The organism is Psychrobacillus sp. BL-248-WT-3 (assembly GCF_012843435.1).
Classification (GTDB): Bacteria; Bacillota; Bacilli; order Bacillales_A; family Planococcaceae; genus Psychrobacillus.
Genome location: NZ_JABAFC010000008.1, coordinates 50,856 through 76,232, shown reverse-complemented (window position 1 = coordinate 76,232; position 25,377 = coordinate 50,856). Strand labels below are relative to the sequence as shown.

The 25,377-nt window shown below is 37.1% G+C and carries 26 protein-coding genes; 17 read left to right on the top strand and 9 right to left on the bottom strand.

Annotated elements, in window-relative coordinates; genetic code table 11:
* Positions 1–169: 169 nt before the first annotated feature.
* Positions 170–1,114: an oxygen-dependent tRNA uridine(34) hydroxylase TrhO gene (gene trhO / locus HF876_RS06700; RefSeq protein ID WP_169359302.1), complete on the top strand. Its 945-nt coding sequence runs from the start codon at positions 170–172 to the stop codon at positions 1,112–1,114.
* 208 nt (positions 1,115–1,322) lie between these two features.
* A complete protein-coding gene (locus HF876_RS06695) occupies positions 1,323–1,760 on the top strand; it encodes a GNAT family N-acetyltransferase (protein WP_169359301.1) in 438 nt (145 codons plus the stop codon).
* A gap of 57 nt (positions 1,761–1,817) precedes the next feature.
* Here the strand turns inward: HF876_RS06695 and HF876_RS06690 are convergent, their stop codons facing one another.
* The gene (locus tag HF876_RS06690; protein ID WP_169359300.1) at positions 1,818–2,030 is read right to left on the bottom strand and encodes a hypothetical protein; all 213 of its coding nucleotides are present in this window, start codon (positions 2,028–2,030) and stop codon (positions 1,818–1,820) included.
* 201 nt (positions 2,031–2,231) lie between these two features.
* Between HF876_RS06690 and HF876_RS06685 the strand changes: the two genes are divergently transcribed.
* The 4 genes from HF876_RS06685 (at position 2,232) to HF876_RS06670 (ending at position 5,726) form a co-directional block, all read left to right on the top strand.
* Complete coding sequence (locus tag HF876_RS06685) at positions 2,232–2,876, top strand: FMN-dependent NADH-azoreductase (RefSeq protein ID WP_169359299.1); 645 nt, start codon at positions 2,232–2,234, stop codon at positions 2,874–2,876.
* 565 nt (positions 2,877–3,441) lie between these two features.
* On the top strand, positions 3,442–3,825 hold the full coding sequence (locus tag HF876_RS06680; protein WP_169359298.1) for a GntR family transcriptional regulator: 384 nt from the start codon (positions 3,442–3,444) through the stop codon (positions 3,823–3,825).
* A gap of 3 nt (positions 3,826–3,828) precedes the next feature.
* The gene (locus tag HF876_RS06675; RefSeq protein ID WP_169359297.1) at positions 3,829–4,941 is read left to right on the top strand and encodes a DUF1648 domain-containing protein; all 1,113 of its coding nucleotides are present in this window, start codon (positions 3,829–3,831) and stop codon (positions 4,939–4,941) included.
* A 113-nt stretch (positions 4,942–5,054) separates the two neighbouring features.
* Positions 5,055–5,726 (top strand): SOS response-associated peptidase, encoded by a 672-nt coding sequence (locus HF876_RS06670; RefSeq protein ID WP_169359296.1) that lies wholly within the window; start codon positions 5,055–5,057, stop codon positions 5,724–5,726.
* 90 nt (positions 5,727–5,816) lie between these two features.
* Here HF876_RS06670 and HF876_RS06665 read toward each other — a convergent pair whose 3' ends face one another.
* From HF876_RS06665 to HF876_RS06645, 5 genes are all read right to left on the bottom strand, one after another.
* Positions 5,817–6,020, bottom strand: a complete 204-nt coding sequence (locus HF876_RS06665) for a YjcZ family sporulation protein (protein ID WP_169359295.1) — start codon at positions 6,018–6,020, stop codon at positions 5,817–5,819.
* A 192-nt stretch (positions 6,021–6,212) separates the two neighbouring features.
* The gene (locus HF876_RS06660; RefSeq protein WP_169359294.1) at positions 6,213–6,404 is read right to left on the bottom strand and encodes a hypothetical protein; all 192 of its coding nucleotides are present in this window, start codon (positions 6,402–6,404) and stop codon (positions 6,213–6,215) included.
* A gap of 417 nt (positions 6,405–6,821) precedes the next feature.
* On the bottom strand, positions 6,822–7,514 hold the full coding sequence (locus HF876_RS06655) for an SRPBCC domain-containing protein (protein ID WP_169359293.1): 693 nt from the start codon (positions 7,512–7,514) through the stop codon (positions 6,822–6,824).
* 2 nt (positions 7,515–7,516) lie between these two features.
* Positions 7,517–7,822, bottom strand: a complete 306-nt coding sequence (locus HF876_RS06650) for an ArsR/SmtB family transcription factor (protein ID WP_169359292.1) — start codon at positions 7,820–7,822, stop codon at positions 7,517–7,519.
* Positions 7,823–8,246: 424 nt separating this feature from the next.
* Positions 8,247–8,687, bottom strand: coding sequence for a peptidylprolyl isomerase (locus HF876_RS06645; RefSeq protein WP_169359291.1), 441 nt, complete (start codon positions 8,685–8,687; stop codon positions 8,247–8,249).
* A 214-nt stretch (positions 8,688–8,901) separates the two neighbouring features.
* Between HF876_RS06645 and HF876_RS06640 the strand changes: the two genes are divergently transcribed.
* The 3 genes from HF876_RS06640 to nhaC all read left to right on the top strand — a co-directional run bounded on the left by HF876_RS06640 (position 8,902) and on the right by nhaC (position 11,792).
* Complete coding sequence (locus HF876_RS06640; RefSeq protein WP_169359290.1) at positions 8,902–9,096, top strand: YwbE family protein; 195 nt, start codon at positions 8,902–8,904, stop codon at positions 9,094–9,096.
* 60 nt (positions 9,097–9,156) lie between these two features.
* Positions 9,157–10,260, top strand: coding sequence for an amidohydrolase (locus HF876_RS06635; RefSeq protein ID WP_169359289.1), 1,104 nt, complete (start codon positions 9,157–9,159; stop codon positions 10,258–10,260).
* A 92-nt stretch (positions 10,261–10,352) separates the two neighbouring features.
* Positions 10,353–11,792: a Na+/H+ antiporter NhaC gene (nhaC, locus tag HF876_RS06630; protein ID WP_169359288.1), complete on the top strand. Its 1,440-nt coding sequence runs from the start codon at positions 10,353–10,355 to the stop codon at positions 11,790–11,792.
* Between the two features lie 94 nt (positions 11,793–11,886).
* On the opposite strand, the gene HF876_RS06625 is transcribed toward nhaC, so the two are convergent.
* A complete protein-coding gene (locus HF876_RS06625) occupies positions 11,887–13,122 on the bottom strand; it encodes a hypothetical protein (RefSeq protein ID WP_169359287.1) in 1,236 nt (411 codons plus the stop codon).
* A gap of 87 nt (positions 13,123–13,209) precedes the next feature.
* Between HF876_RS06625 and HF876_RS06620 the strand changes: the two genes are divergently transcribed.
* The 7 genes from HF876_RS06620 (at position 13,210) to HF876_RS06590 (ending at position 20,984) form a co-directional block, all read left to right on the top strand.
* Complete coding sequence (locus HF876_RS06620) at positions 13,210–14,322, top strand: mandelate racemase/muconate lactonizing enzyme family protein (protein ID WP_169359286.1); 1,113 nt, start codon at positions 13,210–13,212, stop codon at positions 14,320–14,322.
* 14 nt (positions 14,323–14,336) lie between these two features.
* Positions 14,337–15,023 (top strand): GNAT family N-acetyltransferase, encoded by a 687-nt coding sequence (locus HF876_RS06615; protein ID WP_169359285.1) that lies wholly within the window; start codon positions 14,337–14,339, stop codon positions 15,021–15,023.
* 273 nt (positions 15,024–15,296) lie between these two features.
* Positions 15,297–16,532 (top strand): MFS transporter, encoded by a 1,236-nt coding sequence (locus HF876_RS06610; RefSeq protein WP_169359284.1) that lies wholly within the window; start codon positions 15,297–15,299, stop codon positions 16,530–16,532.
* Positions 16,533–17,063: 531 nt separating this feature from the next.
* Positions 17,064–18,020, top strand: coding sequence for an ABC transporter permease (locus HF876_RS06605; protein ID WP_169359283.1), 957 nt, complete (start codon positions 17,064–17,066; stop codon positions 18,018–18,020).
* Positions 18,007–18,963 carry an iron chelate uptake ABC transporter family permease subunit gene (locus HF876_RS06600; protein WP_169359282.1) on the top strand — a complete coding sequence of 319 codons (957 nt, stop codon included), beginning with the start codon at positions 18,007–18,009 and terminating at the stop codon, positions 18,961–18,963. The genes HF876_RS06605 and HF876_RS06600 overlap by 14 nt, the downstream gene beginning before the upstream one ends.
* A complete protein-coding gene (locus HF876_RS06595; RefSeq protein ID WP_169359281.1) occupies positions 18,960–19,724 on the top strand; it encodes an iron ABC transporter ATP-binding protein in 765 nt (254 codons plus the stop codon). Before HF876_RS06600 ends, HF876_RS06595 begins: the two co-directional genes overlap by 4 nt.
* A 219-nt stretch (positions 19,725–19,943) precedes the next feature.
* Positions 19,944–20,984: a siderophore ABC transporter substrate-binding protein gene (locus HF876_RS06590; RefSeq protein ID WP_169359280.1), complete on the top strand. Its 1,041-nt coding sequence runs from the start codon at positions 19,944–19,946 to the stop codon at positions 20,982–20,984.
* Positions 20,985–21,301: 317 nt separating this feature from the next.
* Here the strand turns inward: HF876_RS06590 and HF876_RS06585 are convergent, their stop codons facing one another.
* Together HF876_RS06585 and HF876_RS06580 are read right to left on the bottom strand one after the other, a co-directional pair.
* Positions 21,302–22,072, bottom strand: a complete 771-nt coding sequence (locus tag HF876_RS06585) for a YibE/F family protein (protein ID WP_169359279.1) — start codon at positions 22,070–22,072, stop codon at positions 21,302–21,304.
* A complete protein-coding gene (locus HF876_RS06580) occupies positions 22,069–23,208 on the bottom strand; it encodes a YibE/F family protein (protein WP_169359278.1) in 1,140 nt (379 codons plus the stop codon). The genes HF876_RS06585 and HF876_RS06580 overlap by 4 nt, the downstream gene beginning before the upstream one ends.
* 495 nt (positions 23,209–23,703) lie before the next feature.
* Here HF876_RS06580 and HF876_RS06575 point away from each other — a divergent pair, with 495 nt between their 5' ends.
* Positions 23,704–25,362 carry a sulfite exporter TauE/SafE family protein gene (locus tag HF876_RS06575; RefSeq protein ID WP_169359277.1) on the top strand — a complete coding sequence of 553 codons (1,659 nt, stop codon included), beginning with the start codon at positions 23,704–23,706 and terminating at the stop codon, positions 25,360–25,362.
* The last annotated feature ends 15 nt before the right edge of the window (positions 25,363–25,377 follow it).

Sequence of the window (25,377 nt, the reverse complement as noted above, 5' to 3'; positions counted from 1 at the left end):
AAAAATAAAGACTGGAAGTAATAAATAAAAAATGGACAATCATCCCCTTTAACAAAGTCAACTTTTAATTACTACTCGTTTATTTTTTGATAAAACTAACTATTTAACTTCTCCTTTTAAATTTGTTATGATAAAGCGATGGACAAAATTTGAAAAGGTGGAGTAAAAAATGGACACAAATGCATACAGAGTATTACTTTACTACAAATACGTCCCAATTGAAGATCCAGTAACATTTGCACAAGAACATCTTGCTGCATGTAAGGAACTAGGGTTAAAAGGGCGTATTTTAGTATCGAACGAAGGTATAAACGGAACTTGTTCCGGAACAATTGAACAAACAGACGCATACATGAACATGATGAAAGCAGATGAACGTTTTGCTGACATGGTGTTTAAAATAGATGAAGCGGAAGGACATGCATTTAAGAAAATGCACGTTCGCCCTAAGCGCGAAATTGTTCACTTAGGATTAGAGGAAGATATCAATCCTAATGAATTAACAGGTAAATACCTATCTCCAAAAGAATTTTATCTGCAAATGCAAGCCGAAGATACAATAGTTATTGATGCTCGTAACGATTACGAGTTTGACTTAGGTCATTTCCGCGGAGCAATCCGTCCGGATATTCGTAATTTCCGTGATCTTCCTGAGTGGATTCACGATAATAAAGAGCTTTTTGAAGGTAAAAAGGTATTAACGTATTGCACAGGCGGAATTCGCTGTGAAAAATTCTCTGGTTGGTTAGTTAGAGAAGGATTCGAGGATGTGGCTCAACTGCACGGAGGTATTGCTACCTATGGTAAAGACCCAGAAGTTCGTGGTCAGCTATGGGATGGTCAAATGTATGTATTTGATGAGCGTATTGCTGTTCCAATTAACCAAGTAGAGCATGTGGTTGTAGGAAAAGATCATTTCACTGGAGAGCCTTGTGAACGTTACGTAAACTGTGCAAATCCAGACTGTAATGACAAAATTTTATGTTCGGAAGAAAATGAACATAAGTATCTTCGCAGCTGTTCACACGAATGTCGTGTACACCCGCGTAATCGCTATATTGTAGAACATAAATTGACGGATGAAGAAGTGGAAGCAAGATTAGCTGCTATCTAATTTCGTTTGTTAAAAAAGACTGTGCTTTTACGCGCAGTCTTTTTTTATTTTTTTAAGACAGAGTCTGCATCAGCAAATAAGCTTTAATGGGAATGACGCCATTCTATTTATGGAAGGATAGAAATATATTGATGAATAGAGGTTATTCGCTTCTGTATATCGAAAGTTACTAGGAGTTCGTTTTTACAAATAGAATGGAGGAGCGTATATGGCAATCGAAGTAAGAAGAATTTCTGATTTGAATGAGGTCGACGTATCCAAGCTAATTCAAGAAAGCGAAAAAGAAGGGTACCGTTTTGTATCTAGGCTAGCTGCTGAGTATGAGGATGGTACAAACAGGTTTAGTGAGCAAGGAGAGGCACTATATGGTGCTTGGAATGAAGGAGAGCTAGTGGCAATTGGAGGCTTAAATCGAGATGTTTTAGGAGCAGATTCTGCTAGATTGCATCGTTTTTATACGTTGCCCGATTACCGTAGAAAAGGAATCGGCAGTGAACTTTTTAAAGCAATTTTAGAGGATGCTAAAGGTCAGTTCAACGAAATCACCACTAAAACCGAATCCATGAAAGCGGATGCTTTTTATCGGGCAAACGGCTTTATATTTGACCGCAGATCTCCTGACACCACTCATGTAATAGGACTTTAAATAACAATTCTATAAGGTGCTCTTTGTAAGTTATTTACAAGGAGCACCTTTTTATATTTAATTCTTAGGTTCCTCTAGATGCTTTTCTTCTCGCATAGCTTTTCGCTCCAAAAGCATAAAAGCCTCGTTTTCTAAACGCAAAAGTTCTATCTCTAATTCCTTTTGTTTATGCTGCTGTTGTTTCACTGTTACGTAGCCACCCATAGCGATTAAACTCAGCAAGGATAAGCCAATAGTTGAAAAAATAAAGATAGCAATAATATCCTCCAAGAAATGCACCTCCCTTTATATAAATAGTATAACAAATACATTAATAGTTAAAGTTTCCAAGGATAAGAAAAACATAGAAGCAAATAACTAACAGGAGCTAACCTTTTGACAGTCTTCTTATATTAATATAATATAGAGAAGTCTCGAATTTGAGATAAATAAAAATATAAAATATATGGATATTATAGAGGAGTTATAAAAATGAACGTATTAGTAGTAAAAGCAAATAACCGACCAGCAACAGAAGCAATTTCAAGTAAAATGTATGAAACTTTCATGGCTGAACTTGAAGGTAAAGACGTAAACGTAACAGTTTATGATGTATATGAAGAGGATACTCCATACTTCGGACAAGACCTTTTCAATGCTTTCGGTAAAGTACAAACTGGTGGAGAGTTGACGGACGTTGAATCTCGCTTATTAGCAGCTAAACAAAAAGCAATGGATCTATTAACTGCTGCAGATGTTGTAGTATTTGCATTCCCATTATGGAATCTAACAATCCCTGCTAAATTACAAACTTTTATTGATTATGTATATGCTGCAGGCTTTGCATTTAAATATGATGCACAAGGCAACATGGTTCAATTAATGACAGATAAAAAAGCAATCTTCTTAAACGCTCGTGGTGGAATTTATTCTACACCTGAGGCAGCGCCAATGGAAATGGCTGTAAACTATATGCGTGCAGTATTTGGTGGAGTATTCGGTATGCAAATCATTGATGAAGTAATTATTGAAGGTCATAATGCTATGCCTGCTAAAGCACAAGAAATTATCTCTGCAGGTATGGAAGAAGTAAAAGCTTCTGCTCAACGCTTAGTAGAGTTAACAGTAAAAGGATAATAAACATATTTGGAGCCGGCAAGATCCTCAGAGATCTTGTCGGCTTTTTTTTATAGGAGAGATTCTTATCAATGGAGGGCTAGAATGCATCCCGATACAAAGAGGCACGGAATGTAGTAAATCGACTCAAGGTATGTCAGTCCCACAATTGATTACTAAACTGAAAATTTTTAATAGTGCCGGTCCCCATTACGATAAATTATGAAGTATGGTTGGAGACAGTTTTCCGACTTTGTTTATGCGATTAAATTTATTAAATGAACTTTACCGACGGATCAAAGCCGTTTCTAATTATTGATTGGAGCACCAGACGGCGACTCCGGCGGGATGAGTGAGACAGATCAGACATCACAACCACGCGCGTAAGCGATGGGTGATGGCTTATCGCTCACCCCGCGGAAAGCGTCCGGCTGGGGCGAAAAATCAATTCTACTTTCTGATGTATTTGCATCATAAATCAACTCTACCTTTTAACATAGCCAAAAATAAAAACATTTTGATATACTACATATAGAACAGTGTGTTATAATATACATAGAACAAGAGGTAAATAGGAGGTCATGAAATGTTTATAGAGATAAAGCCGAATTCATCTGTGCCGATCTATTTACAGCTAGCGCAACAATTGATGGAAGGAATGGCTAGAGGAGAGCTAAAGCCAGGGGATTCCTTGCCATCTGTTAGAAGCTTTGCCGCTGATTTGGGTATGAATATGCATACGGTTAATAAGGCTTATCATCTTTTGGAAGAGAAAGATTTCATTCAAATTGTTCCGAAATCAGGGGTAATTATACAACCAAAAGGCATGGAAAAAGCAACAGATCAACAAAAGCAATTGTTAGCTGAACAGATTCGCCCATTGCTAGCAGAGGGGATGGTATTGCAACTTTCAGAGGAAGAAATGGTTGTAATGGTACGAGAGCTTGTTCGACATATTAAGGAGGGGTAAATAATGATTTTGTTGTTATTTGGATTTATTCTTTTATTTATTACGATTTTACAGGCATACATTCCAAGATTTCTAAAACCAACGATTGTTTTTGGTGTAAATGTTCCTGAGCAGCATGAAAAGGACAAGGAAATCCTTCAGTTAAAAAATAGATACACAGCTGTAGTTCTTTTTGGTGGGTTAGTTATTTTTGCGGGCTATATTGCTTGGGCGTTGCTTCAAAATCCTCAGGAAGAGGTATTGGCTCTTGTTAGTGTTGGAATTCAAATTGGTGTTCTATTTTTGAGCGTTGCCTATTACTTCATCATGCATACGAAAATGAAGAAATTAAAAGAGAAGCGTCGCTGGTTTTCCGACAAAAATGAAGTCAAAGTAGTTGATTTAGGATTTCAAGAGAAGCTTCAACTGCTGCCGAGAATTTTATTTATTATTCCCATGATTGTATCGATTGGGCTTATATTTTATACGCTTATAAAATATCCACAGATGCCGGACATGATTCCTACTCATTGGGGTCCGACTGGGGAAGCAGATGCTTTTAGTGAGAAAAGCTATCTTACTGTTATTTCCCTTCCACTAATTTTATTGATAATGCAGGTAATGTTTTTATTTACTAGCGAGGGAATTAAAATGTCGGGAACAAGCATTAGCCCTCAACGCAAAAAAACTTCCGTTAAGCAGCAGCTTGCATTTCGGAAATACTCTAGCTGGCTCTCTTTTGTCATGTCGGTAGGAGTCACCTTGCTGATGGGATATCTTCACTTACAGACAATACATCCTGAAATAACCTCATCCCTAGTTATGATTGCTTTACCAATAGGATTTTTGGTGCTTGCTTTTGCTAGTGTAGCTATTTTTACTGTAAAAGTTGGTCAAGGAGGATCACGTTTGAAAGTAGGGGAGGAAGAAGTGGTTGCAGGAAATCCTCATAGTACATCTGTAGATGATGATCGATTTTGGAAGGGCGGTATTTTCTATATCAACAAAGATGATCCAAGTGTTTTTGTAGAAAAACGCTTTGGAGTTGGCTGGTCTGTCAACTTTGCAAGACCGTTAGCCTGGTTATTTATTTTAGGACCTATCGTACTCATTATTGGTATTTCATTTCTCTTATAGAAAATGTCTCTAGAGTAAAACACTCTAGGGATTTTTTTAATTTTTGCCTGCGTTTGAACAAACAATAAATAGGAAAAGGATATAGGACAGATAACAGAAAGGAAGGTTCTCTTATGTGCGGACGTTTTAGTCTATATACGGATATGGAACAGATGAAAGAACGATTTGATGTGCAGTTTGTATCCAATGAAGAGGATTATTATCCTAATTATAATATAGCCCCTTCTCAGTCTGTCGTAGCTATTATTAACGATGGAAACAGCAATAGAATGGGGCAGCTACGGTGGGGGTTGATACCCAGCTGGGCGAAGGACGAGAAGATAGGTTACAAAATGATCAATGCAAGGTCTGAAACAGTTGATGTAAAACCTAGCTATCGCAATGCTTTTACACAACGAAGATGTATCATACCTATGAATTCCTTTTATGAATGGATCTCAAATGAAAAGGAAAAGATTCCAATGCTTATAAAAATGAAAAACAATGAACTATTTGGAGTAGCCGGAATATGGGAGACCTGGAAAAGGGAAAATGAAGAAACGGTTCATTCCTGCACTATTCTCACAACCGAAGCTAATTCTTTAGTAAAGACTATTCATGATCGTATGCCAGTCATACTACCACCAGAAATGTTCGGGAATTGGTTAGATCCAAACCTTCGTGATAAAGATAGGCTTAAAGCAATGTTAAGCCCTTTTGAATCAGCCTTAATGGAGGCTTATCCAGTTTCGAAGGAAGTAAATACTCCAAAAAATAATTACGCTGAGCTCTTAAACTCATTATAAAATAACTACCTGTAACAAAAAAGACAGGCTCCTAAAAGCCCGTCTTGTGAGGTAAAGTATAGTAACTAGGAGGAACATTAACACATTTATTTAGCAGGACTCTCCGCCAACATAACCGCCGCCGCCACTTCCGTATCCGAAAGTACCAACTACGATGATTAAAAGAATAAATAAAACAACTAATAAAGCGAATCCAGAACCCATGCCAGCTCCGCCGCCTGGGTAACCGCCACCGCCAGTGTTACCGCCGTATCCACCGCCGTAGCCACCACCACAATAATTTGAATAACTCATTATTAACACCTCCTCCTCGCTAAGAGTTATCTTATTTATATGTAGAGGGATAAGGTTAGACTGATGAATATGTAACGATTTTTCATATTATTTTTTAGGCGATACGAAAAAATATTGGGGTTCACTGGTATTGACGGGATATGGTGAGGTCGGACAGGTAAGCAAAACTGTAAAATAATAAAAAACGAGCAGTTATGACTGCTCGTTTGTAACTTCCATCGTCTCTTCGGTAACCTTCCAATGCTTAGAAGGAATAATATTATTATTTAACTTTAGAACAAATTTATGGGCATCCTCATAAGTTGTAAAAGTTTTATTGAATTGGCTGTTGGAATTTTTCAAGGTCTCTGTTGTACCATTGATTTTGCGAGTGATTAGAAACATAGGTACACCTCCGCCTATCACTATTTTGTTATAATTTATTATACCGACAAAAACATATAAAAGGTATAAATATACAAATTTATATTATAATTGTTACTGTATTGTAATATAGTAACCAAATATTAAAATAATAAATAATTATGACTATAAAAGTAATTTATTTACAATGTAGTAGTTTTTATTTTACGGAGATGTTATAAGAACTGAAGTACTGTTTTAAAAACCAATGCAATGAGTTGGAAGGAAAGTACTTAAGAGGGTAGGTCTTATAAAACGGTAGGTGGCGAAGCGAGCGGGTTGGTGGATAAGGCTTTACGATTAGTGACGAGAGATGGTCTGTTGCTAGTCCGACAGATATCCTCATAACAAAAAGTAGGCTCTCGAAGGAGGGCCTACTTGGATTCCAATATCGCGAAATTAATTGGAATGACCAAAACCAATCGTATGAAGGCTAACCGGCAGTTCCTGCCCATCTCGAATAAGAGAAATAATTAAATTTTGTCCGGGATCACATGAAAATACATAACTTTCCAAGTCGTCATAGCATTGAACCGTATTCCCATTTACTGCTGTAATCACGTCATCTACTTCTAGTAACCCATCAGCAGGAGTAGAGGCTATTACTTGAACTACTTTAGTTCCTTCTCGCTTATCTACAGTACGATGCAAGACACCAATCCAACTTTTCCAAAAGTTTTTGCGTAAATCCACTTCCTTTTCTAATACACTCTTAAGGTTTAACATGAACTGATAAGTACCAAAAAGCATATTGTCCATTTCCATTAAGCCGATGTCCCCAGCCCAAGAGCCTGTATATTCAATGGAGACAAGGACACCATCTGCTTCAGAGGTAATGGTCCATGTGGTCAATTGCTTGTCGTTCCCTTGCAAAACGAGCTTTTGTTCTTCCTCTAACTCTATAATAGTTCCAACATAGCTAGCGCCCCACCCATAATCTAGGGTTACCTGTCCGCCGATTCTTATATCCATTTCGCAACTTCTGGTTTCCCAGGCATTGCGTTCGTCTGCTTGTGTAAGTGCTCTCCATACCCTCTCAGGTGTAGATTTTATGAAGATTTTCTTTTGAACCGACTGAACGACTTTAACCAATTTTAATCCTCCTCTAAATAGTTTTTTAGCTTTGTGAGCTTATCCTCTAATATCAAACCAATCTCTTCTTGCAATTTTTTATAGTGAACAGCAAAATTATCTTGCTTTAAACGATAGAGGCGATATTTTCCTTCTCTCCTTTCCTCAATTAATTCCTCTTCTAGCAATATAGTGAGGTGTTTTTTTACTGCAGGCTGGGAGATTGGGAAATGATCAACTAGTTCGGTTTGAGTACATTCCTTTTGAGACAATATGGTGAGGATACGACGACGTATGGGATCTGCTATTGCTCTGTAAATGTCCGTCAAAAAATGACCTCCTCAACACATAACCTTTTGGTTATATGTAAAATATACAATATTGGATAAGCGGTGTAAATATATAGTTGTAATATTTTAGTTAAATCGTTTAAGACTTACTAGTGTCTGTCTTCTCCATTAGCTTTCTTACATTTTCTTTTGGGTTCCAACAGTTGAATTTATGAGAGGGTTCAGTTTGAAAGCCTAATCTTTTGCATTTATAATACATGCCTTTAGTCGTTTTTTCACTGCTAAAATGAATGCAAGTTGCACAGCAATGGAAATCCTTCATCCTTTTACCTCCTATGATGTAATGATCTGTTTATATTGTTCAGTGATTTACGATACGGGGGATTTAGCTGGGGGAGGGGTGTGATTTTGTTATTTAAAATAGGCCTTGGAAATAATCACCCCAAGACCTAAAATATCTAACTTAAGCTTCGTCGAATACTTCGACTTTTTCCATTTTGTCGCCATTTTTCATAGCTTTTGCTACTTCTAAACCGCTAGTTACTTTACCAAAAACAGTGTGAACACCGTTTAAATGTGGTTGTGGTTCGTGAACGATGAAGAATTGGCTTGACCCAGTGTCTTTTCCAGCGTGAGCCATAGAAAGGCTTCCAGCTTCGTGTTTGTGAGGATTTCCAGCAGTTTCACATTTAATAGTTTTACCGCTTCCACCCATACCAGTACCAGTTGGATCGCCACCTTGGCTTACAAAACCAGGAATTACACGGTGGAACACTACACCATTGTAAAAACCACTGTTAGCTAATTCTTCAAAGTTAGCTACTGTGTTTGGTGCTTCGTTTGGATATAGTTCAAATTCAATTTTGTCTCCAGATTCCATAAGGAAATAACCTTTTTTCGCCATTATAAAACACTCCTTTTGTAATGAAAATTCTTTCACAGTATAGCATGAAGTCTTGCTTTTTCCAAAGAACATAGCTGTTATTGGCATGTGCAGTGTACTAAATATAAAATGACGACCATTTCTTCTAAAAACTTACTAAGGAAAACCGGTTTCAATTAAACAAATGGATGTAAGCATGATATGAAAGTGGTACGATACAAAAAGAGGTGATTATATGAACGGACAAAATAGAAAAGACATTCACGCAGGACTAGAAGTTTATATTATTTTGAAGAAGGATCAGCGTACCGGTAACAAAACAAAAGGAATCGTTCAAGATATTTTAACGAATTCATCCTTTCATCCACACGGTATTAAAGTAAGACTCACAGATGGTCAAATTGGCCGTGTGTGTGAAATCATAAAGTAAAAAGTTGGGGCTTCAAAAGAGATCTAAAAATAAAAAAGTGTAAAGGGAGAATGAGAAAAGATGCAGGTAGAATCTCAAATTTTAGAGTGGTTTGAACATTTTCATAAATACCCCGAAGTTAGCTGGAAGGAATTCGAAACAACGAAAAAAATAACAGAGATCCTTGATTCGCTCCACGTATCTTATCGATTATTTGATGATGTTACAGGCCTCCTAGCAGAGATAGGTGAAGGAGATGAAGTGATCGCAATTCGTGCAGATATAGATGCTTTGTGGCAGGAGGTGGACGGGGTTTACCGCGCCAATCATTCCTGCGGTCACGACGCTAATATCTCTATGGTTTTAGGAGCCCTTCTTTTACTCAAGGATGAAAAATTAAATAAACGTATTCGTTTCATCTTCCAGCCTGCAGAAGAAAAAGGAAATGGTGCGAATTCTATGGTTGATAGAGGAGCGCTTGAAGGAGTTACGCATCTCTTTGGTGTGCATTTAAGACCGATAGAAGAACTACCTTTTGGTAAGGTTTCACCAGCAATTCACCACGGAGCAGCTATGTTTCTTGAAGGTAAAATTAAAGGAATGGATGCCCATGGAGCCAGACCTCATCAAGGGCAGAATGCAATTGATGTAGCAGTCGCTATACATCAATCCTTAAAGAATTTATATTTTTCTCCTTTTGAGGCATATTCCGCGAAACTAACTAAAATCCAGGCTGGCGGTGAGAGCTCTAATATTATTCCTGGTACAGCTAGCTTTTCAATTGATGCACGTGCTCAAAAGAATAGTGTGCTAAAACAGATGAAAGTACAAATTGAAAAGAATTTACATGCTCTTCAAACTCTTTTTGATATAGATATAGAATGGGAATGGCAGGATATCACTCCAGGAGCAGAAGTCTCCAATGAGGCTGCTTTAATAGCTAAAGAAGGTATCATGCAAGCGATAGGAGAAGAGAGCCTGGCGGAAGAGGTTATCACATCTGGTAGTGATGATTTCCATTTTTATACGATTAGACAGCCAGATTTAAAGGCTACTATGATTGGGGTCGGTGCAGACCTTTCTCCTGGTCTTCATCATCCACATATGTCTTTTGACCGTAAAGCCCTTTATATCGGCGCTCAAGTCCTTATGAAAACGCTTTTACAAGTTGCTAAAAAAGATTGACGAATTTTTAATAAAAGATTAATATATCTCTAATAGCGACTAATAAACGACAATTATAAATTGTCGAAAAAGTCGTGAAGGGGTGAAGTGGAATGGTAGAAAAGAAGGAACAAACAGAGAAAAAAGAAATGTCATTAATATGGGCGATTACGCCTTTAATAGTAATGATTATAACAATGGTTATTGCTGTAGTTAAGTTGGAGCAAGGTCCTCACATTCCGCTAATAGTCGGTACAATCATAGCAGCTTTTGTTGCTTGGAAGCATGGCTTTAAATGGAATGATATCGAAGAAATGATGTATAAGGGGATTAAACTAGCACTACCAGCAGTAGTCATCATTATATTGGTCGGCCTTATTATTGGGGCATGGATTGGTGGAGGCGTAGTAGCCACCATGATTTATTTTGGACTAAAAATCATTACTCCGTCCTTCTTCTTAGTAACTATTTGTGTGATTTGTATGATTGTTTCTCTGGCCATTGGTAGCTCCTGGTCTACAATGGGGACTATCGGGGTTGCAGGTATGGGGATTGGTCTAAGCATGGGGATTCCAGCAGCTATGATTGCGGGCGCAGTTATTTCTGGAGCTTATTTTGGTGACAAGATGTCGCCACTTTCTGATACTACCAATCTTGCAGCTGGTCTTACAGGGACAGATTTGTTCGTACATATCCGACATATGTTTTATACAACTATACCAGCAGCGGTAATTGCGTTAGTAGCTTACGGTCTGTTAGGAATGAAATATAAAAATAGCAGTATTGATCAGGAGAGCATCCAGCAAACAATAGGTGTGCTTGATCAAAGCTTTGTAATATCTCCATGGTTATTGTTAATCCCGTTAGCAGTAATTGTATTAGTTGCTTTAAAGGTACCAGCTATACCAGCTTTAGTAGTTGGTATTTTACTAGGATTCCTTTCTCAAATTTTTATACAAGGGGGAGACGTAGCATCAGCTGTTAGCGCTCTTCAAAGTGGATTTGTAATTGAAACAGGTAACACAATGGTGGATGAACTATTTAATCGTGGTGGATTGGAGTCCATGATGTATACCGTGTCGATGACCATTGTGGCGATGACATTTGGTGGGATTTTAGAATTTTCAGGTATGCTTCAATCTATTATGAATCAAATTTTAAAGCTAGCAAAGACTGCTTTTTCGATGATAGCTTCTACTATATTAGCTTGCTTTACAACGAATGCGACATGCTCTGAGCAATATATCTCCATCGTTGTGCCAGCAAGAATGTTTTCTAAAGCATATACGAATATGGGGCTTCACTCTAAAAACCTTTCTCGTGCTTTAGAGGACGGAGGAACGCTGACTTCGGTGTTCATCCCTTGGAACACATGTGGTGTTTTCATATTAGGAACATTAGGGGTAGGTGCTTTTGAATATGCGCCCTATGCTATTTTAAACTTTACAGTGCCAATTTTATCTATGATCTATGCCGCGGTAGGATTCTCTATTGTTAAAATTACAGAGGAAGAAAAGCAAGAAATTTTAAACAGAGAGATTGCCGAAGCGTAAAAAAGAAAGTTCAGTGACAAGCTGAACTTTCTTTCTTTTTTTATAGGTTCATGATCGAATATGGATAAAAAGATTAGTTGATGCCCATACACATTTATTGGTAGGTAGGAAAATTAAATTCATAGATTGCTCGCGGGCGGCCTTGCTGGTACGTCATTTCTTCCCCGACAATGGATGCATAACCTTTGTTCAACAGCTTCTTTAGTATCCTTTCGGTTGTCCTACGGCTAACCTTTAAAAAGACTTCTAAATCATGTGCCGTAAACGCAACGGAATGATGGAGGCGACTAAAAAGCATAATTTTAGATAGATTTGCTGGACTTAATGTTGTTTCCTTAGCCAATACCAAAAGTCGAGGATCGCTCGTTCTTAAATTGATCTTGGTTTTATCCTGGAAGAGGGGACCAGTCAATTGTTTTCTTTCATTCATAAGGAAGGCTGTATTTTCAGTCGCATGGGCTAAGGCATCTTTGGCATTTTTACTTGCTTCTATCGCTGTAGTACCATATCCAAAGGCAATTCGAATGGGTGTACTAAAAAGCTCAAGCCAATGATTAACCTTATTGTGCTCTAAGGCTTGCTGAACCTTACCTTGAGTAGTGAATAGCAAATAAACGAGTTCGTCAGCTTTCACAATAGAAGCATCAATCGAATCTGTAATTATTTGCAATGCTGAAGCTGTGTTCATGTCTTGTTCGGTAAGGGAAATGGAACAAACGGCAATCTTAGCAGCCTCACTTTTTGTGAGCAATGCCAATGACCTAGTTTCTTCAAGGGACTTTAAAATAGAGTTTTTAGGGTCAATCATTCGTACAACAGGGATTCCCCTTTGTACCAGGGTCTCATAAACTGCGTGCACTGAGGTAATAGCCAATTTGGTTTTTCCTGTCCTTTGAAGATTTATATGAAAGGAAACCACTTCATCTAAAGAGAACGCCGGATCTATTTGCTTAAGGAAGGGTACTGAATCGGTTTGATTAATATCCTGAAGGACACTCTCTACAAGGGCTGGTTCTATTAAATCCATGGATATATATTGTATAGGAGTACTGCAGGTTGCTAATAATGTAGTGGCTACAGAAGTACCATCCTGTTTTAAATAATAGGAAGGTACCGGCAACAGCTCTCTCTCCTGTTCCGCATATAGATAGGGGAGCGAACCAGAGAAAAATACAGCGTCGCATGGTTTTATATTTTTTAGTAGTTCCTTTGCTTCTTTTGGAGTATGATATTGATAATAATCTAAACGGATAGAAGGAATTTCTTGTTCGAAAAGCTTCAAGCGATCTATAAAGTTTCTAGAACCAAGTACTGCTATACGTGTTTGCATGACATCCTCCTTTTTTTAAAATATTAACGACTATTTAACGACAACTATAACTAAATAATATAAAAATGTAAAGGAAGTTAGAAAAATATGAAAATTAAAGAAATAAAAATTTATGCTATTAGATTACCATTAATTGACCCATTTATCATCAGCTATCATACATACGATGATATGCCTTCGATTATAGTTAAGCTAACAACAGAAGAAGGTTTCATTGGATATGGGGAGGCAGTAGCAGACGAGCATGTAACAGGGGAAACGTGGGAGAGTACTTATGCGATGCTGAAAAATACGTTAGCACCGGCTTTGATTGGAGAAAATCCAATGGAGTTTGAGCGACTGCATGAAAAAATGGACAAGGCGGTTTACCAAGCTCCAGCAGCTAAAGCAGCTTTAGACATTGCTTGTTACGACGTAGTAGGTAAAAAACTAGGAGTTCCTGTCTACCAATTGTTAGGCGGACGTTATCACGAAAAGTTTCCGGTTACTCATGTACTTAGCATAGGATCACCAGAGTCTATGGCAGAGGAAGCAGAAAAACGTATCAAAGAGGGCTATACATCGTTTAAAATGAAGGTTGGAACTGAAGTACAAGCGGATGTACAACGAATCCAAGCTGTTAGAGAAAAAGTGGGTAATGGGGTTGCTATCCGAGTGGACGTAAATCAGGGATGGAAGAACAGTGCCAACACGATTTCTGCCATGCGTCAGCTGGAGCATATAGGATTAGATTGGCTAGAGCAGCCTGTTATGGCAGATGACTTCAATGGCATGGTGGAGGTCAAGGAAAAAACGAGTACTCCTCTTATGATGGATGAAGGCTTGAGAGGAATACGAGACATGCGTGAATTAATAGAAAAACAAGCCGCGCATAAGGTGAATATCAAGCTGATGAAATGTGGCGGTATATATCCTGCTATGAAGCTCGCTCATATGGCAGAAATGGCTGGACTTGAATGCCAGATTGGCTCAATGGTGGAGTCTTCCATTGGTTCAGCAGCAGGTTTTCATGTGGCATTTTCTAAAAAAGCATTTACGAGTGTTGAATTGACCGGTCCACTTAAATTCTCGAAGGACGTTGGAAACTTATGCTATGATGTCCCATTTATTAAACTTAATGAGCGCCCAGGTTTAGGAATTGATGTGGATGAAAATATGTTAAAAGAGTTAACCGAGTTCACCGTAAAAGTCATGAAGTAAGAGGAAGTGTATCAATGAAAGAATGGACTGTCAGTCTAGGGGGAAAAGATTATCCAGCTAGAGAATTAACAACAGACAATATGGAACAAATTTTAGCGTTACAGAGCGTTGTTCTCCAACACTTAGAGAACAAGGAGTTTTTACAGCCTCTCACAAGAGAGGAGTTTGAAGATTCTCTTAAGCATCGTTTAATGGTAGGAGTATTTGCTGGTGAGGAGCTAATTGCGTTTCGTACCCTTGCAATCCCGGTAATGGATGAGCATCATCTAGGATATGATATCGGTCTTTCTGAATCAGAATTAGGTGATGTGGTTTACCAGGAAATCACAAATGTCCATCCAGAATATCGAGGCTACGGTCTTCAAAGAAAACTAGCAGACCTAGTAATGGAGCTCCTGCAGGATTCTCCGTACATCTACATTTGTGCGACAGTAGCTCCATTTAACTTTGCCAGCTTGAAGGACAAGCTTAGCCAAGGAATGGTTATTAAAGCGCTTAAACGTAAGTATGATAATATGTTACGTTACATATTTTGCAAGAGGCTCGACGGAAATGACTATATTGTATTTGGTGAAAGTCAGATGAATATAAAAATGTCTGACATAGAAGAACAGCAAAAGCTACTTAAAGCAGGCTGGGTAGGCACCAACATTCTACAAAAAGAAGAAGAGTGGTATGTAGTCTATAAAGAAACGATTTAAAGTAAAGGGAATACCTTTAGAGCTATAGCCTTGAGGTAACTCTTATAAATTTTTGCTTATTTGCATAGACTATAAAAGGCAGGGACACTAGTGTCTCTGCCTTTCTTATATATTCATTATAGCAGATAAGAAACCCACCTTTACCTGATGCCGTGTAAAGGTGGGTTTCTTCGGTCAAAGGTATGAGGATGATTTAAGACCATTGGCTGAATGCAATCCATGTCAATTCCCTTACATTAAGAATAGTAAGAATATTTGAAAGGGTGTTTGACGATGAAAAATTTATATCAAGATTCGCGATTTTGGCTGATCATACTGGCTAATATAGCTTCCTCTATTGGTTCCGGAATAACAATGATTGCAATCCCTTGGATGCTCGTGACAAGTGATGAAGGAAATACTGTTTTCGGATACATTACAATCACAATGACAATCATTAGTTTTATAATAACGCCTTTTGTAGGTTCTTTAGTGGATAGAATGTCCAGGAAAAAATTACTTTTAATCAGTGAGGTAGTTTGTTTAATCGCATTAGTGTTTTTTGCTTCCATTGGATTCCTTGGATTATCCTATGAAATCTGGCATTATACACTGATTTATATGATTGGAAGTCTGTATTACACTATTTTTTATCCTACTATGTTTGCAATGAATCAGGAGATTTTTCATAAGGATCAGTATAAATCTTTAAACGGGACGATGGAGGTACAGGGGCAGCTATCTAGCATGATAGCTGGAGGAGTAGCTAGTATTTTGTTGATGAAATGGGATTTACATTATATTTTACTATTAGATGTTTTGACTTACGGTGCAGCTATTTACTTCTATGTTAAACTTCCTTATACCAGAGCGAAACAATCAGAAGCAGAGAAGGAAGTGAAGGGGAGAGCTTGGGATGGGTTAGCTTACATGATGGCACGTCCAGCCATGTTCGTTTTTTTGATATTTGCCTTTATGCCCTTTATAGGAGTTATGCTGACGAATTATTTGTTTCCTGTTTATTTAGTGGAAGTACTAGAGGCGGACGCTAGCGTATATGGCTTGGAAGGAATGATATATGCAGCCGGAGCAGTGCTAGCAGGGGCATTTGTTCCGATGCTTGCGAAAAAGCTAGGAAATGAGAAGACTATTATAGTAGGAGTGCTTATTTATACCGTTGCCATTTCTTTGATTGTTTTTGTAGAGCTGCCTATTTACCTATCGTTAATGTTGTTTTTAGCTATTGGAAACAGCGGGGCTCGAGTAGCGAGAAATTCGTTCCTGATGGATCAAGTTCCGAATAAGATTATTGGCAGAGTTGATAGTTTGTTCCGTTCTATTGGTTTACTCATTAGAATATTATTACTAGGTCTTTTTACAGGAATGGTCTCTTCCGGATTAATTATCGTATGTTTCTATATATTAAGTGGCCTATTGGTCGCGTCGGCCCTCATGGTTACAATTAGCTGTAAGAAAGGCTTTGTGGTAAGAAATAAAAAAGCTATTTGTATAGAGGAAGTCAGTATGTAAACTAAATCATTCAACAAAACTGCTCTTAAGTATGATGGAATATTAAGAGCAGTTTTTTCATATTCTCATGATAGTGAAATGTTGAGGAATTTAAAAAATATAAGCTTTGTTTATGCGAGAATTTATTAGCGCTTTCTCGATGCTAAAGCTGTTCCCATTTATTGATTGGAGCGCCAGTCGGCGACTCCTACGGGATGAGTGAGACAGATAAAATATAAATAGTAATTTACAAAGAAGTTTCTATATAACCCGAATTTAATCTTTTTTATAATTGTCACTGCTGGAAGCTATTAGGTCTAAAAAACTAGAGTTCTCAGGTTAATGTCCTACCCTAAACTATATTTTAAAACATATGTTCATAAACTAACGTCAATTTATAATTTTAGAGTACAAAGAATTGTTAAAATTAACAATGTAATTGAGTAGTACATGTTGATTTTACTATATTCGTTGTTTATAATGAAAGACGACTCAATAATGATAATCGTTATCAACAAAGTTGAGAAATATATTTTTTTATGGGGATTACAAATGAGATTATGGATATTAGTAGTAGCAACTATTATCCTATCCTTTATTTCGCTATTTATAGGTGCCATTGATATAAAACCGAGTGATCTGCTTGATTTGGACTCCCAGAAGACCCAAATCTTTGTAATGAGTCGATTGCCACGTTTAATGGCAATTATTTTAGCTGGTGCAGGAATGGGTATTGCAGGCTTAATTATGCAAAGTTTAAGTCGGAACAAGTTCGTATCACCGACAACGGCCGGTACGCTGGATGCAGCGAAACTAGGGGTCATTGTTTCGATGATATTCTTTACAAATATGTCTTATATGGGACAGATTTTCTTTAGTTTTTCATTTGCTCTAATCGGTACGTTTATTTTTATGCAATTGCTTGAGCGTATTAAATTCAAGGATGTTATGTTCGTACCTTTAATTGGTATTATGTATGGTAATATCATTGGTGCCATTTCTACATTCTTAGGATACGAAGCAGATGTCTTACAAAATGTGGATTCCTTCTTCTTAGGGAGCTTTACACTAATTGTTTCTGGACGCTATGAACTACTATACGTAGCCGTACCTGCCATTATTATAGCTTATATTTACGCAAACAAATTCACCGTAGCAGGTATGGGTGAGGACTTTGCAAAAAACTTAGGTTTAAGTTATCGTACAGTGTTAAATATAGGTCTTGTTATTGTAGCTATTATTTCTACAACGGTCGTTTTAACGGTAGGTATTATACCGTTCTTAGGTTTAATCGTACCGAACCTCGTTTCTTTATATTTAGGAGATAATTTACGCAAGACAATACCGCATACTATTTTCATGGGAGCAGCATTCTTACTCGCATGTGATATTATCAGCCGTCTAATAGTTCATCCTTATGAGATTCCGGTAAATACAACAGTTGCCGTAATCGGCAGTGCGATCTTCTTAATTATGTTGTTTAGGGGGAAAGCATATGCGAAAAAATAGTAAGAAGCTAATTATTTTGGCTGTTATTGCATTAGTATGTATGGCATTGTTTGCATTTTATAATATTCAAGGCGGCTTTAGTTATGCCTTTCCAAAGCGTGTGGAACGTTTAGCTGCAATGGTAATCACGGGTACTGCAATTGCATATGCAACGATTATATTCCAGACAGTAACACATAATCGTTTATTGACACCATCCGTAATGGGTGTTGACTCTATGTATGAGGTAGTACAAACGGTGATCTACTTTACAGCAGGCTCTGCCTCTTTATTCGTCGTAAATCGTTATTTGAATTTTAGTGTATCGATTATGGCAATGATCATTTTCGCGGTGCTTTTATATCGTTTCTTATTCCGAGCAGATAAGTATCCAATCTTCCTTCTCTTATTAGCAGGTATGATTATTGGGACTTTGCTAGGAAGTCTAGTGACATTTATGCAGGTCATCATTGATCCTGTTGAATATGAAAGTTTACAAGCTCGGTTGTTTGCAAGCTTTATGAATGTGAAAACCGAATTATTACTAATTGCCATGGTTATACTAGGACTGGCATTTTTGTATGGCTCTAGGTTATTAAAAGATTTGAATGTTGTTTCGTTAGGTCGAGACAATGCCATTAACCTCGGTGTTAACTATGACAAGATTGTTCTACAAGTTTTGATTTTATCTTCTGTGTTAATAGCTACTTCCACAGCGCTAGTTGGTCCTGTTACATTCCTAGGACTAATCGTAGCGAACGTAGCTTATCAATTTTTAGATACGTATAAGCATTCTGTATTAATTGTTGGAGCGAGCTTGATTAGTATCATCGGCCTTGTCGGAGGACAATTTATCGTACAGCATGTGTTTCATTTAAATACAACTATTAGTGTCATCATTAACTTTGTCGGTGGGATTTACTTTATTTACTTATTACTAAAGGAAAGTAGGAAAGCAGCATGATAGAAATTAAAGAGCTTTCTAAAAGCTTTGGGAAAAAACCGGTCGTTGAAAATGTAACACTAAAAATACAACCAAAGGCAATCACTTCTTTTATTGGACCAAATGGTGCAGGTAAATCCACATTGTTATCCATGGTAAGCCGCCTTTTAGATGCGGATACAGGGGAAGTATTTTTAGATCAAACGGATGTAAAGAAAATGAAATCGAATAACTTTGCAAAGCGTGTGGCTATTTTAAAGCAGGCCAACCATTTAAATATCCGTTTAACAGTACGTGAGCTTGTTGCTTTTGGTCGCTATCCTTATTCCAAAGGACGACTAAATGCAGAGGACGAGAAGTTGGTAGATCAAGCGCTGGAGTATTTAAATTTAACAGATATGCAAGATAAGTTTTTGGATGAGTTATCAGGTGGTCAAAGGCAGCGTGCTTTTATTTCCATGGTAATTGCTCAAGATACGGAATATATTTTATTGGATGAGCCGTTAAACAATCTAGATATGAAACATTCCGTACAAATCATGAAAATCTTACGTAAACTTGTAGATGATTTAGGAAAAACTGTCGTTATTGTATTACATGACATTAACTTTGCTTCTGTTTATTCTGATCGTATCGTTGCACTGAAAGAGGGGCGCCTTGTAAAGGATGGTCCAACACATGAGATTATCAATTCCGAAGCATTACGTGATGTCTACGATATGGATATCCCAGTACAAGTGCAGGATGGTTGCCGTATTTGCGTATACTTTAATTCTCAATAACTTTGTAGACGAAAGGTTTCTTTTAGTTTGTAATCAGTAGATTCCATGTACGTGCATAAGTCAGACACTTATGCACGTGTTTCATGAGGCTAAATGAGAATGATAATTAATTGCAGAAATCTGTTGACAAATTTTGAGGGTTTCATTTAAACTAGAGTTAGAAATGAAAATGATAATCATTTTCAATTAAAGTAAGTATATTTTAGGAGGAAAAGAAAGATGAAAAAATGGAAGTTTTTAACTGCAGTTGCAGCTTTAACATTAATGCTAGGAGCATGTAACTCAGATGATGATTCAGCAACTGGTGAATCTACAGAGAAAGATTCAACTTCAGCAGCAACTGACACGGCTGAAAAATCTGCATTTCCAATGAAAATATCTTCTTTGACAGCTTCAAGCGAAGATGAAGAAAAAGGTACAACAATTACATTTGAAGATGTAACTTTAGATAAAATGCCGGAGCGCATTATCACTTTAGATTACGGTTTCTTAGATACACTTGATGCACTTGGAGTAGAGGGAATTGTAGGAATCGCAGCGAACGGTGGTAAAGGTAATATCCCACCACACTTAAAAGAAAAATATGTTGTTGACGGTGTAGCTGATGTTGGTACGCTAAAACAAATCGACTTTGAAGCGGTAGCAGCTGCTGAACCAGATGTTATTTTTATCTCAGGTCGTCAAGCACCATTCTATGAGGAATTAAAAGAAATTACACCAAATGTAGTATTCATCGGTTCTGACAATGAAAATTATATTAACGCTGTAAATGAAACAGTTGACTTAGCAGCTCAAATCTTTGATAAAGAAACAGAAGCTGAAAAGCTAAAAGCAGATCTACAAGCAAAAGTGGATGAAGTGAAAGAAAAAGCAGCAGGTTATGAAAATGCATTAGTAGCAATGTACAATGACAAAAAAATCTCTGGTTTCGATAACGGAGCAGATTCTCGTTTTGCATATGTGTACAATGACTTTGGTTTCAAACCAGCAACTACTGATATTGAGGCATCATCTCATGGTTCAGATTTCTCTTATGAATCGGTTCTTTCTGTAGATCCAGAAGTTTTATTAATAATTGACCGTACTGCTTCTGATGTAGATGCAATTAAAGCAGATATTGAAAATGATATTATTAAACAAACTCGTGCTTACAAAGAAGGAAAAATTGTGTACCTAGATGGTGTTAACTGGTACTTCTCAAGCAATGGTGTAACAACAGAAACAGAAAAATTAGATGAAATCTTAAATGAGTTAAAATAATCTCCTAAAAAGATTCTTATAATAACCAAATAAACCCTATAAGATAGACACTTTGAAAAAAAGGTCATCTTATAGGGTTTTTGTTTTTAGCCTTGTTTTTTAATCACTAACTTCTAGTGAATAGAATATGACTTTGGAATATCTAACTTGTTGAACGTAAGAACAAATGGTTGAGATTCTGACCGTCTGGTTTACCGTATGTAAATTAAGAGCTATTCAAATAACTAAATTGCATTTATCGGTTGTTAAATAAACCAACAAGAAAGTGATACTGGATAAAATAATATATAAAAACTTTTTCAAGTATTTTGTGGATTTTAATTTTTCCTATCACGCTGTTTTCCTACTAAAAAATAAGAGGTGATCCAAGCGGTAATTGGAATGACTAATGTGACACCTATTGCTGCACAACATATAGTTATTATTTCGCTACTAAAAACTTTTGAATTAACAATTTCTCCAACAGAGTAAGATAAGTCTTTAAACCATATAAGTAAAGCCAAATAACTACCGAAGAAGGCAAAAAAAAGCGTGTTCGTACTCGTTCCTAAAATATCGCGTCCGATACTTATTCCAAAACGGAATAACTCTAGGCGCTCGATATTTGGATGATGATAGTGCATTTCACGCATTGGCGATGCAATAGCAATGGCAGCATCTGTGATGGCTCCAATTGTACTCATAATGATCACCGACACAGCTATCTTTATGAAATCAAGTCCAATGTAAAATGAAAACATCCCCAACTCTTCTGTTTCCTCTTCGCCAAAACCTTGTATCATTGCTTTATTTGTTATAGCAGTAATAAAGGCGACTAAGATGACGGTTGTAATAATCGTAGCTATAAAAGCCGTTTTCGTTGTGCGGTTCACTTTATTAATATAAAAGAGGTTAATACAACTAATGAGCACACATGCGATAAATGTTAATAAAATGGGATTTATCGTTGGAGCATTCATAAAAAATAGCGTAACGATAATGACTCCAAAATTAAAGAATAATGCAATAAAAGAACGAACGCCTTTTTGTCCGCCTATGACTGTCATCAATAGGAATAACAGTCCGGCAAGTAAAACGATTACATTCATAACTTAGCCTTCCTTCTCTTGACAAAAAATATTGCGGTATAAAGCCCAATTGGAATCGTGATAACAATACCGATACCGCCTGTTAATGCACGAACTAACTCAAGTGAAAGATTCATTGAAAGAGTGTAGCCGAGCGTAGACGAATTTTTAAAATAAAGTAACAGAGTAGGGATTGAACCACTAACATAAGCAAAAAATAAAATATTCGTCATAGTGCCCATAATATCCTTGCCGATTTCCATTCCAGATTTTGTGAGATCTTTTACAGAAATAGTAGGGTCTTTTTCATACAACCCAAAAATCGAAGTAGACATTGTAATCGAGACGTCCATTACGGCGCCTAAAGAACCAATAAAAATGCCAGCTAAAAATACAGTTTTGTATGGACGCGTTATAAATTGTAATTCCTCATAACGAAGGCCATTTTCACCTGTAACGACTAAAGCAATGTACGTAATGAGAAGTGACGAAAACGTACCAATCAGTGTAGCTATGATCGCAGCGAATGTCTTTTCGTTAACCCCATTCACGAGTAATAAAGAAACGACGGTAAATAAAATAATGCTAACCCCACAAATCCATAGCAGACTCTGGTTTGCATGATCGATATAAATGTCTAAGGCGAACCAAAGTAGCATCGCATTAAAAGCTAAACCAATAACAGATAACAATCCTTGTTTTTTTCCAATGAGCAGAAGTACAAAGATAAAGACCCACGCAATGATGACTAAATATTTATCACGTTTCACACCGGTAATCGTGCCAGTGTTTTCTTGGACTTCTTCAACTTGCTCATTAACAGAAATGAAAATTTCACTGCCAACTTCAAATTTCTGGTCAAATGCTTGAGATTCTGAAAACTCATTCGTTAAATGAACGAGTAAACCTTTTTCGTGACCATTTTTTACTTCGGCGATTATTTGCTGTGTATATAATACGTCTTTATTTTGATGAATATCTTTTACTTCTACTGAGTTGTCTATAGTCATTTCAACGACTTCTGCAATCGAATTTTTATATAGAGAATGATTATGGTACACAAATACAATCGAGCTAATAACACAACATATGAGAACAATCGCGAATATACGCTGTTTCCATGTGGTCTTTTGATATAATCTGTGAAGAAACAGCATGTACACACCTCCTGTAAACAAGATTTAATTATATAATTCAAAAGTAAATTTAGCTAATTTCAATTTATATTTTACATGAGCTCCGACGTTTAACGAATTATTAATGGTACTAGATAGATGTTTGATAGATAGAATAGGTTGGAGTATAACGTTAATAACAAAGGAAAAAAGACATTTTAAAAAAACGCTTCTCCATAACTGTTGCATTAGAAAAAAACAGTATCAAAGTAAAACAAGCTAGAAAATGTAAAAAGAACCCGGTGAACCGTGGTTCTTTTGTTCAAAATTATTAGAACACCATCTTAAACACACAGAGGACGATGTAAGCTATTGTTTTTTGGTTAGAGTTCCGATTAGGAAGGAAGGGAACACCTGGCTATTAGAGCTGCTGTGATCCAGAATTGGTAAGAGTGAGGTCTATATGGGATAAAGTTTGAAACTATTTCTTCTTTCAACCGTATAAAGAAGTAGAAAAAAAGAAAGAAGGATGGATAAATGGCTTTTGTATTTATTATTTCAGCCGTAGTCGCAGTACTCACTGCATTATTAGTAGTCCCACTTGGCGGCGATCGTAAGGATAAAGTGTCTTCTATTGCTTTACTTGCAATCCTAACGTTCGTTGTAGTCGCAATCATATATTATGTAACAAATTTAGATAGAAACTGGACTGCCTTATGGCCGTGGCTAGTATTGATCACCTTTGCAGGAACGTTTTTGGCAAGAGGTGTAGAACAAAAGGTAAAAGGTATCCTTTTACTAGGAAGCTTAGCTTTAGCAATTTATATGCTATCAGCACCTGTGTGGAATGCTGATAAAAAGTATGAAGTAGCAAAAATGGATGAAGAAGTTGAAATTGAGGCATTCGATGAAACGAAAACACCAGCTAGTGTTCCTCCTAAGTTTGCGCGTAACAAAATGAAGAAGGCGTTTGGTCAAGTACCAGATACAAGCTACTATGAATTAGGTAATTTGCAAATTCAAAAGGTAAATGGCAAGTACGTATATATCGCACCGGTAGAATTTTCAGGATTCTTCAAATGGTGGAATGGAGACGTTACGCCAGGTTATTTCACAATGAGTGCAACTGATTCAGCGGATAACCCTAAATTTGTGAAATCCCAAATGACCTATACACCATCGTCATTTCTTCATAAAAACTTAGAAAGACATATGCGTATGAAGCATCCGACTAAAATTTTCTATGGAGATGCCCAATTAGAAATCGATGAAGATGGAAAACCATACTATATTCGTTCATACGGTAAATTTATCACTGCACGTAATGGCTTTGATGTAGAGGGGATCGTTGTTGTAGACCCAGCTACAGGTCAAACGGAATCATTTGCTTTAGCAGATGTACCTGAATTTATTGATGGTGCTGTTTCACCAGAAACTGTAAGCTTACAAAACAGTTATTACGGAAAATATGTACATGGTTTTATTAATAGCTTGATCGGTAAAAAAGAAGTGAAGCTTCCTTCAGACGAAGGGACGGAGGCTAATGTAAGTCCTATCTTCACTGAAAACGGAGAAATGTATTATTTTACAGATTTCACTAGCCCTAAAGAAGGCGTGGACTCTATGCTGGGTTACTCCTTAACTGACGGTCGAACTGGTAAAGCTACCTATTACACTGGTAACCTAGAGGATTCCTATATGGATTCACAAGGTGCACTTCAAATTATTGAAAAGAAATTTATTGAAAAGAAATGGTCTGGTGAGATGCCTGTTCTCTATAATTTTTATGGAGAAGCAAGCTGGCTAACACCAGTATTAGACTCAAACGGGTTTCTACAAAACTACTTTATCGTGTCAGCAGCGAACCCGGAAATCTCTGTTTACGGGAATACGCCAAATGAAGCGTTAAAACTTTATAAAACAGCTATTCAGCGTGGCGGAAGCACTGTAGACGGTAGTTCTAGCGCCGAGGAAAAATCAGTGTCTGGTACAGTAGTTCGTGTATTTAAAGAACGTGTAGGAGACTTCACCCAAGTATCGTTCCTACTAGACAATAAAGCAAATTACATTGTCTCTTCGGAAATGGCACCATTCGTTGTATACATGGAAGTGGGCGACAAGGTACAGGTGAAATATTTAGAGACTGGCGAGCTATTCTTACCAGTGAAGGAAGTAACGATAGAGGGAATTGAGTAGTGCTATAAAGAAGGG

Bases quoted from the DNA above. Each gene is read 5' to 3' on its own strand.
- trhO (WP_169359302.1), top strand. From the start codon at position 170: ATGGACACAAATGCATACAGAGTATTACTTTACTACAAATACGTCCCA.
- HF876_RS06695 (WP_169359301.1), top strand. From the start codon at position 1,323: ATGGCAATCGAAGTAAGAAGAATTTCTGATTTGAATGAGGTCGACGTA.
- HF876_RS06685 (WP_169359299.1), top strand. From the start codon at position 2,232: ATGAACGTATTAGTAGTAAAAGCAAATAACCGACCAGCAACAGAAGCA.
- HF876_RS06680 (WP_169359298.1), top strand. From the start codon at position 3,442: ATGTTTATAGAGATAAAGCCGAATTCATCTGTGCCGATCTATTTACAG.
- HF876_RS06675 (WP_169359297.1), top strand. From the start codon at position 3,829: ATGATTTTGTTGTTATTTGGATTTATTCTTTTATTTATTACGATTTTA.
- HF876_RS06670 (WP_169359296.1), top strand. From the start codon at position 5,055: ATGTGCGGACGTTTTAGTCTATATACGGATATGGAACAGATGAAAGAA.
- HF876_RS06665 (WP_169359295.1), bottom strand. From the start codon at position 6,020: ATGAGTTATTCAAATTATTGTGGTGGTGGCTACGGCGGTGGATACGGC.
- HF876_RS06660 (WP_169359294.1), bottom strand. From the start codon at position 6,404: ATGTTTCTAATCACTCGCAAAATCAATGGTACAACAGAGACCTTGAAA.
- HF876_RS06645 (WP_169359291.1), bottom strand. From the start codon at position 8,687: ATGGCGAAAAAAGGTTATTTCCTTATGGAATCTGGAGACAAAATTGAA.
- HF876_RS06640 (WP_169359290.1), top strand. From the start codon at position 8,902: ATGAACGGACAAAATAGAAAAGACATTCACGCAGGACTAGAAGTTTAT.
- HF876_RS06635 (WP_169359289.1), top strand. From the start codon at position 9,157: ATGCAGGTAGAATCTCAAATTTTAGAGTGGTTTGAACATTTTCATAAA.
- nhaC (WP_169359288.1), top strand. From the start codon at position 10,353: ATGGTAGAAAAGAAGGAACAAACAGAGAAAAAAGAAATGTCATTAATA.
- HF876_RS06625 (WP_169359287.1), bottom strand. From the start codon at position 13,122: ATGCAAACACGTATAGCAGTACTTGGTTCTAGAAACTTTATAGATCGC.
- HF876_RS06620 (WP_169359286.1), top strand. From the start codon at position 13,210: ATGAAAATTAAAGAAATAAAAATTTATGCTATTAGATTACCATTAATT.
- HF876_RS06615 (WP_169359285.1), top strand. From the start codon at position 14,337: ATGAAAGAATGGACTGTCAGTCTAGGGGGAAAAGATTATCCAGCTAGA.
- HF876_RS06610 (WP_169359284.1), top strand. From the start codon at position 15,297: ATGAAAAATTTATATCAAGATTCGCGATTTTGGCTGATCATACTGGCT.
- HF876_RS06605 (WP_169359283.1), top strand. From the start codon at position 17,064: ATGAGATTATGGATATTAGTAGTAGCAACTATTATCCTATCCTTTATT.
- HF876_RS06600 (WP_169359282.1), top strand. From the start codon at position 18,007: ATGCGAAAAAATAGTAAGAAGCTAATTATTTTGGCTGTTATTGCATTA.
- HF876_RS06595 (WP_169359281.1), top strand. From the start codon at position 18,960: ATGATAGAAATTAAAGAGCTTTCTAAAAGCTTTGGGAAAAAACCGGTC.
- HF876_RS06590 (WP_169359280.1), top strand. From the start codon at position 19,944: ATGAAAAAATGGAAGTTTTTAACTGCAGTTGCAGCTTTAACATTAATG.
- HF876_RS06585 (WP_169359279.1), bottom strand. From the start codon at position 22,072: ATGAATGTAATCGTTTTACTTGCCGGACTGTTATTCCTATTGATGACA.
- HF876_RS06580 (WP_169359278.1), bottom strand. From the start codon at position 23,208: ATGCTGTTTCTTCACAGATTATATCAAAAGACCACATGGAAACAGCGT.
- HF876_RS06575 (WP_169359277.1), top strand. From the start codon at position 23,704: ATGGCTTTTGTATTTATTATTTCAGCCGTAGTCGCAGTACTCACTGCA.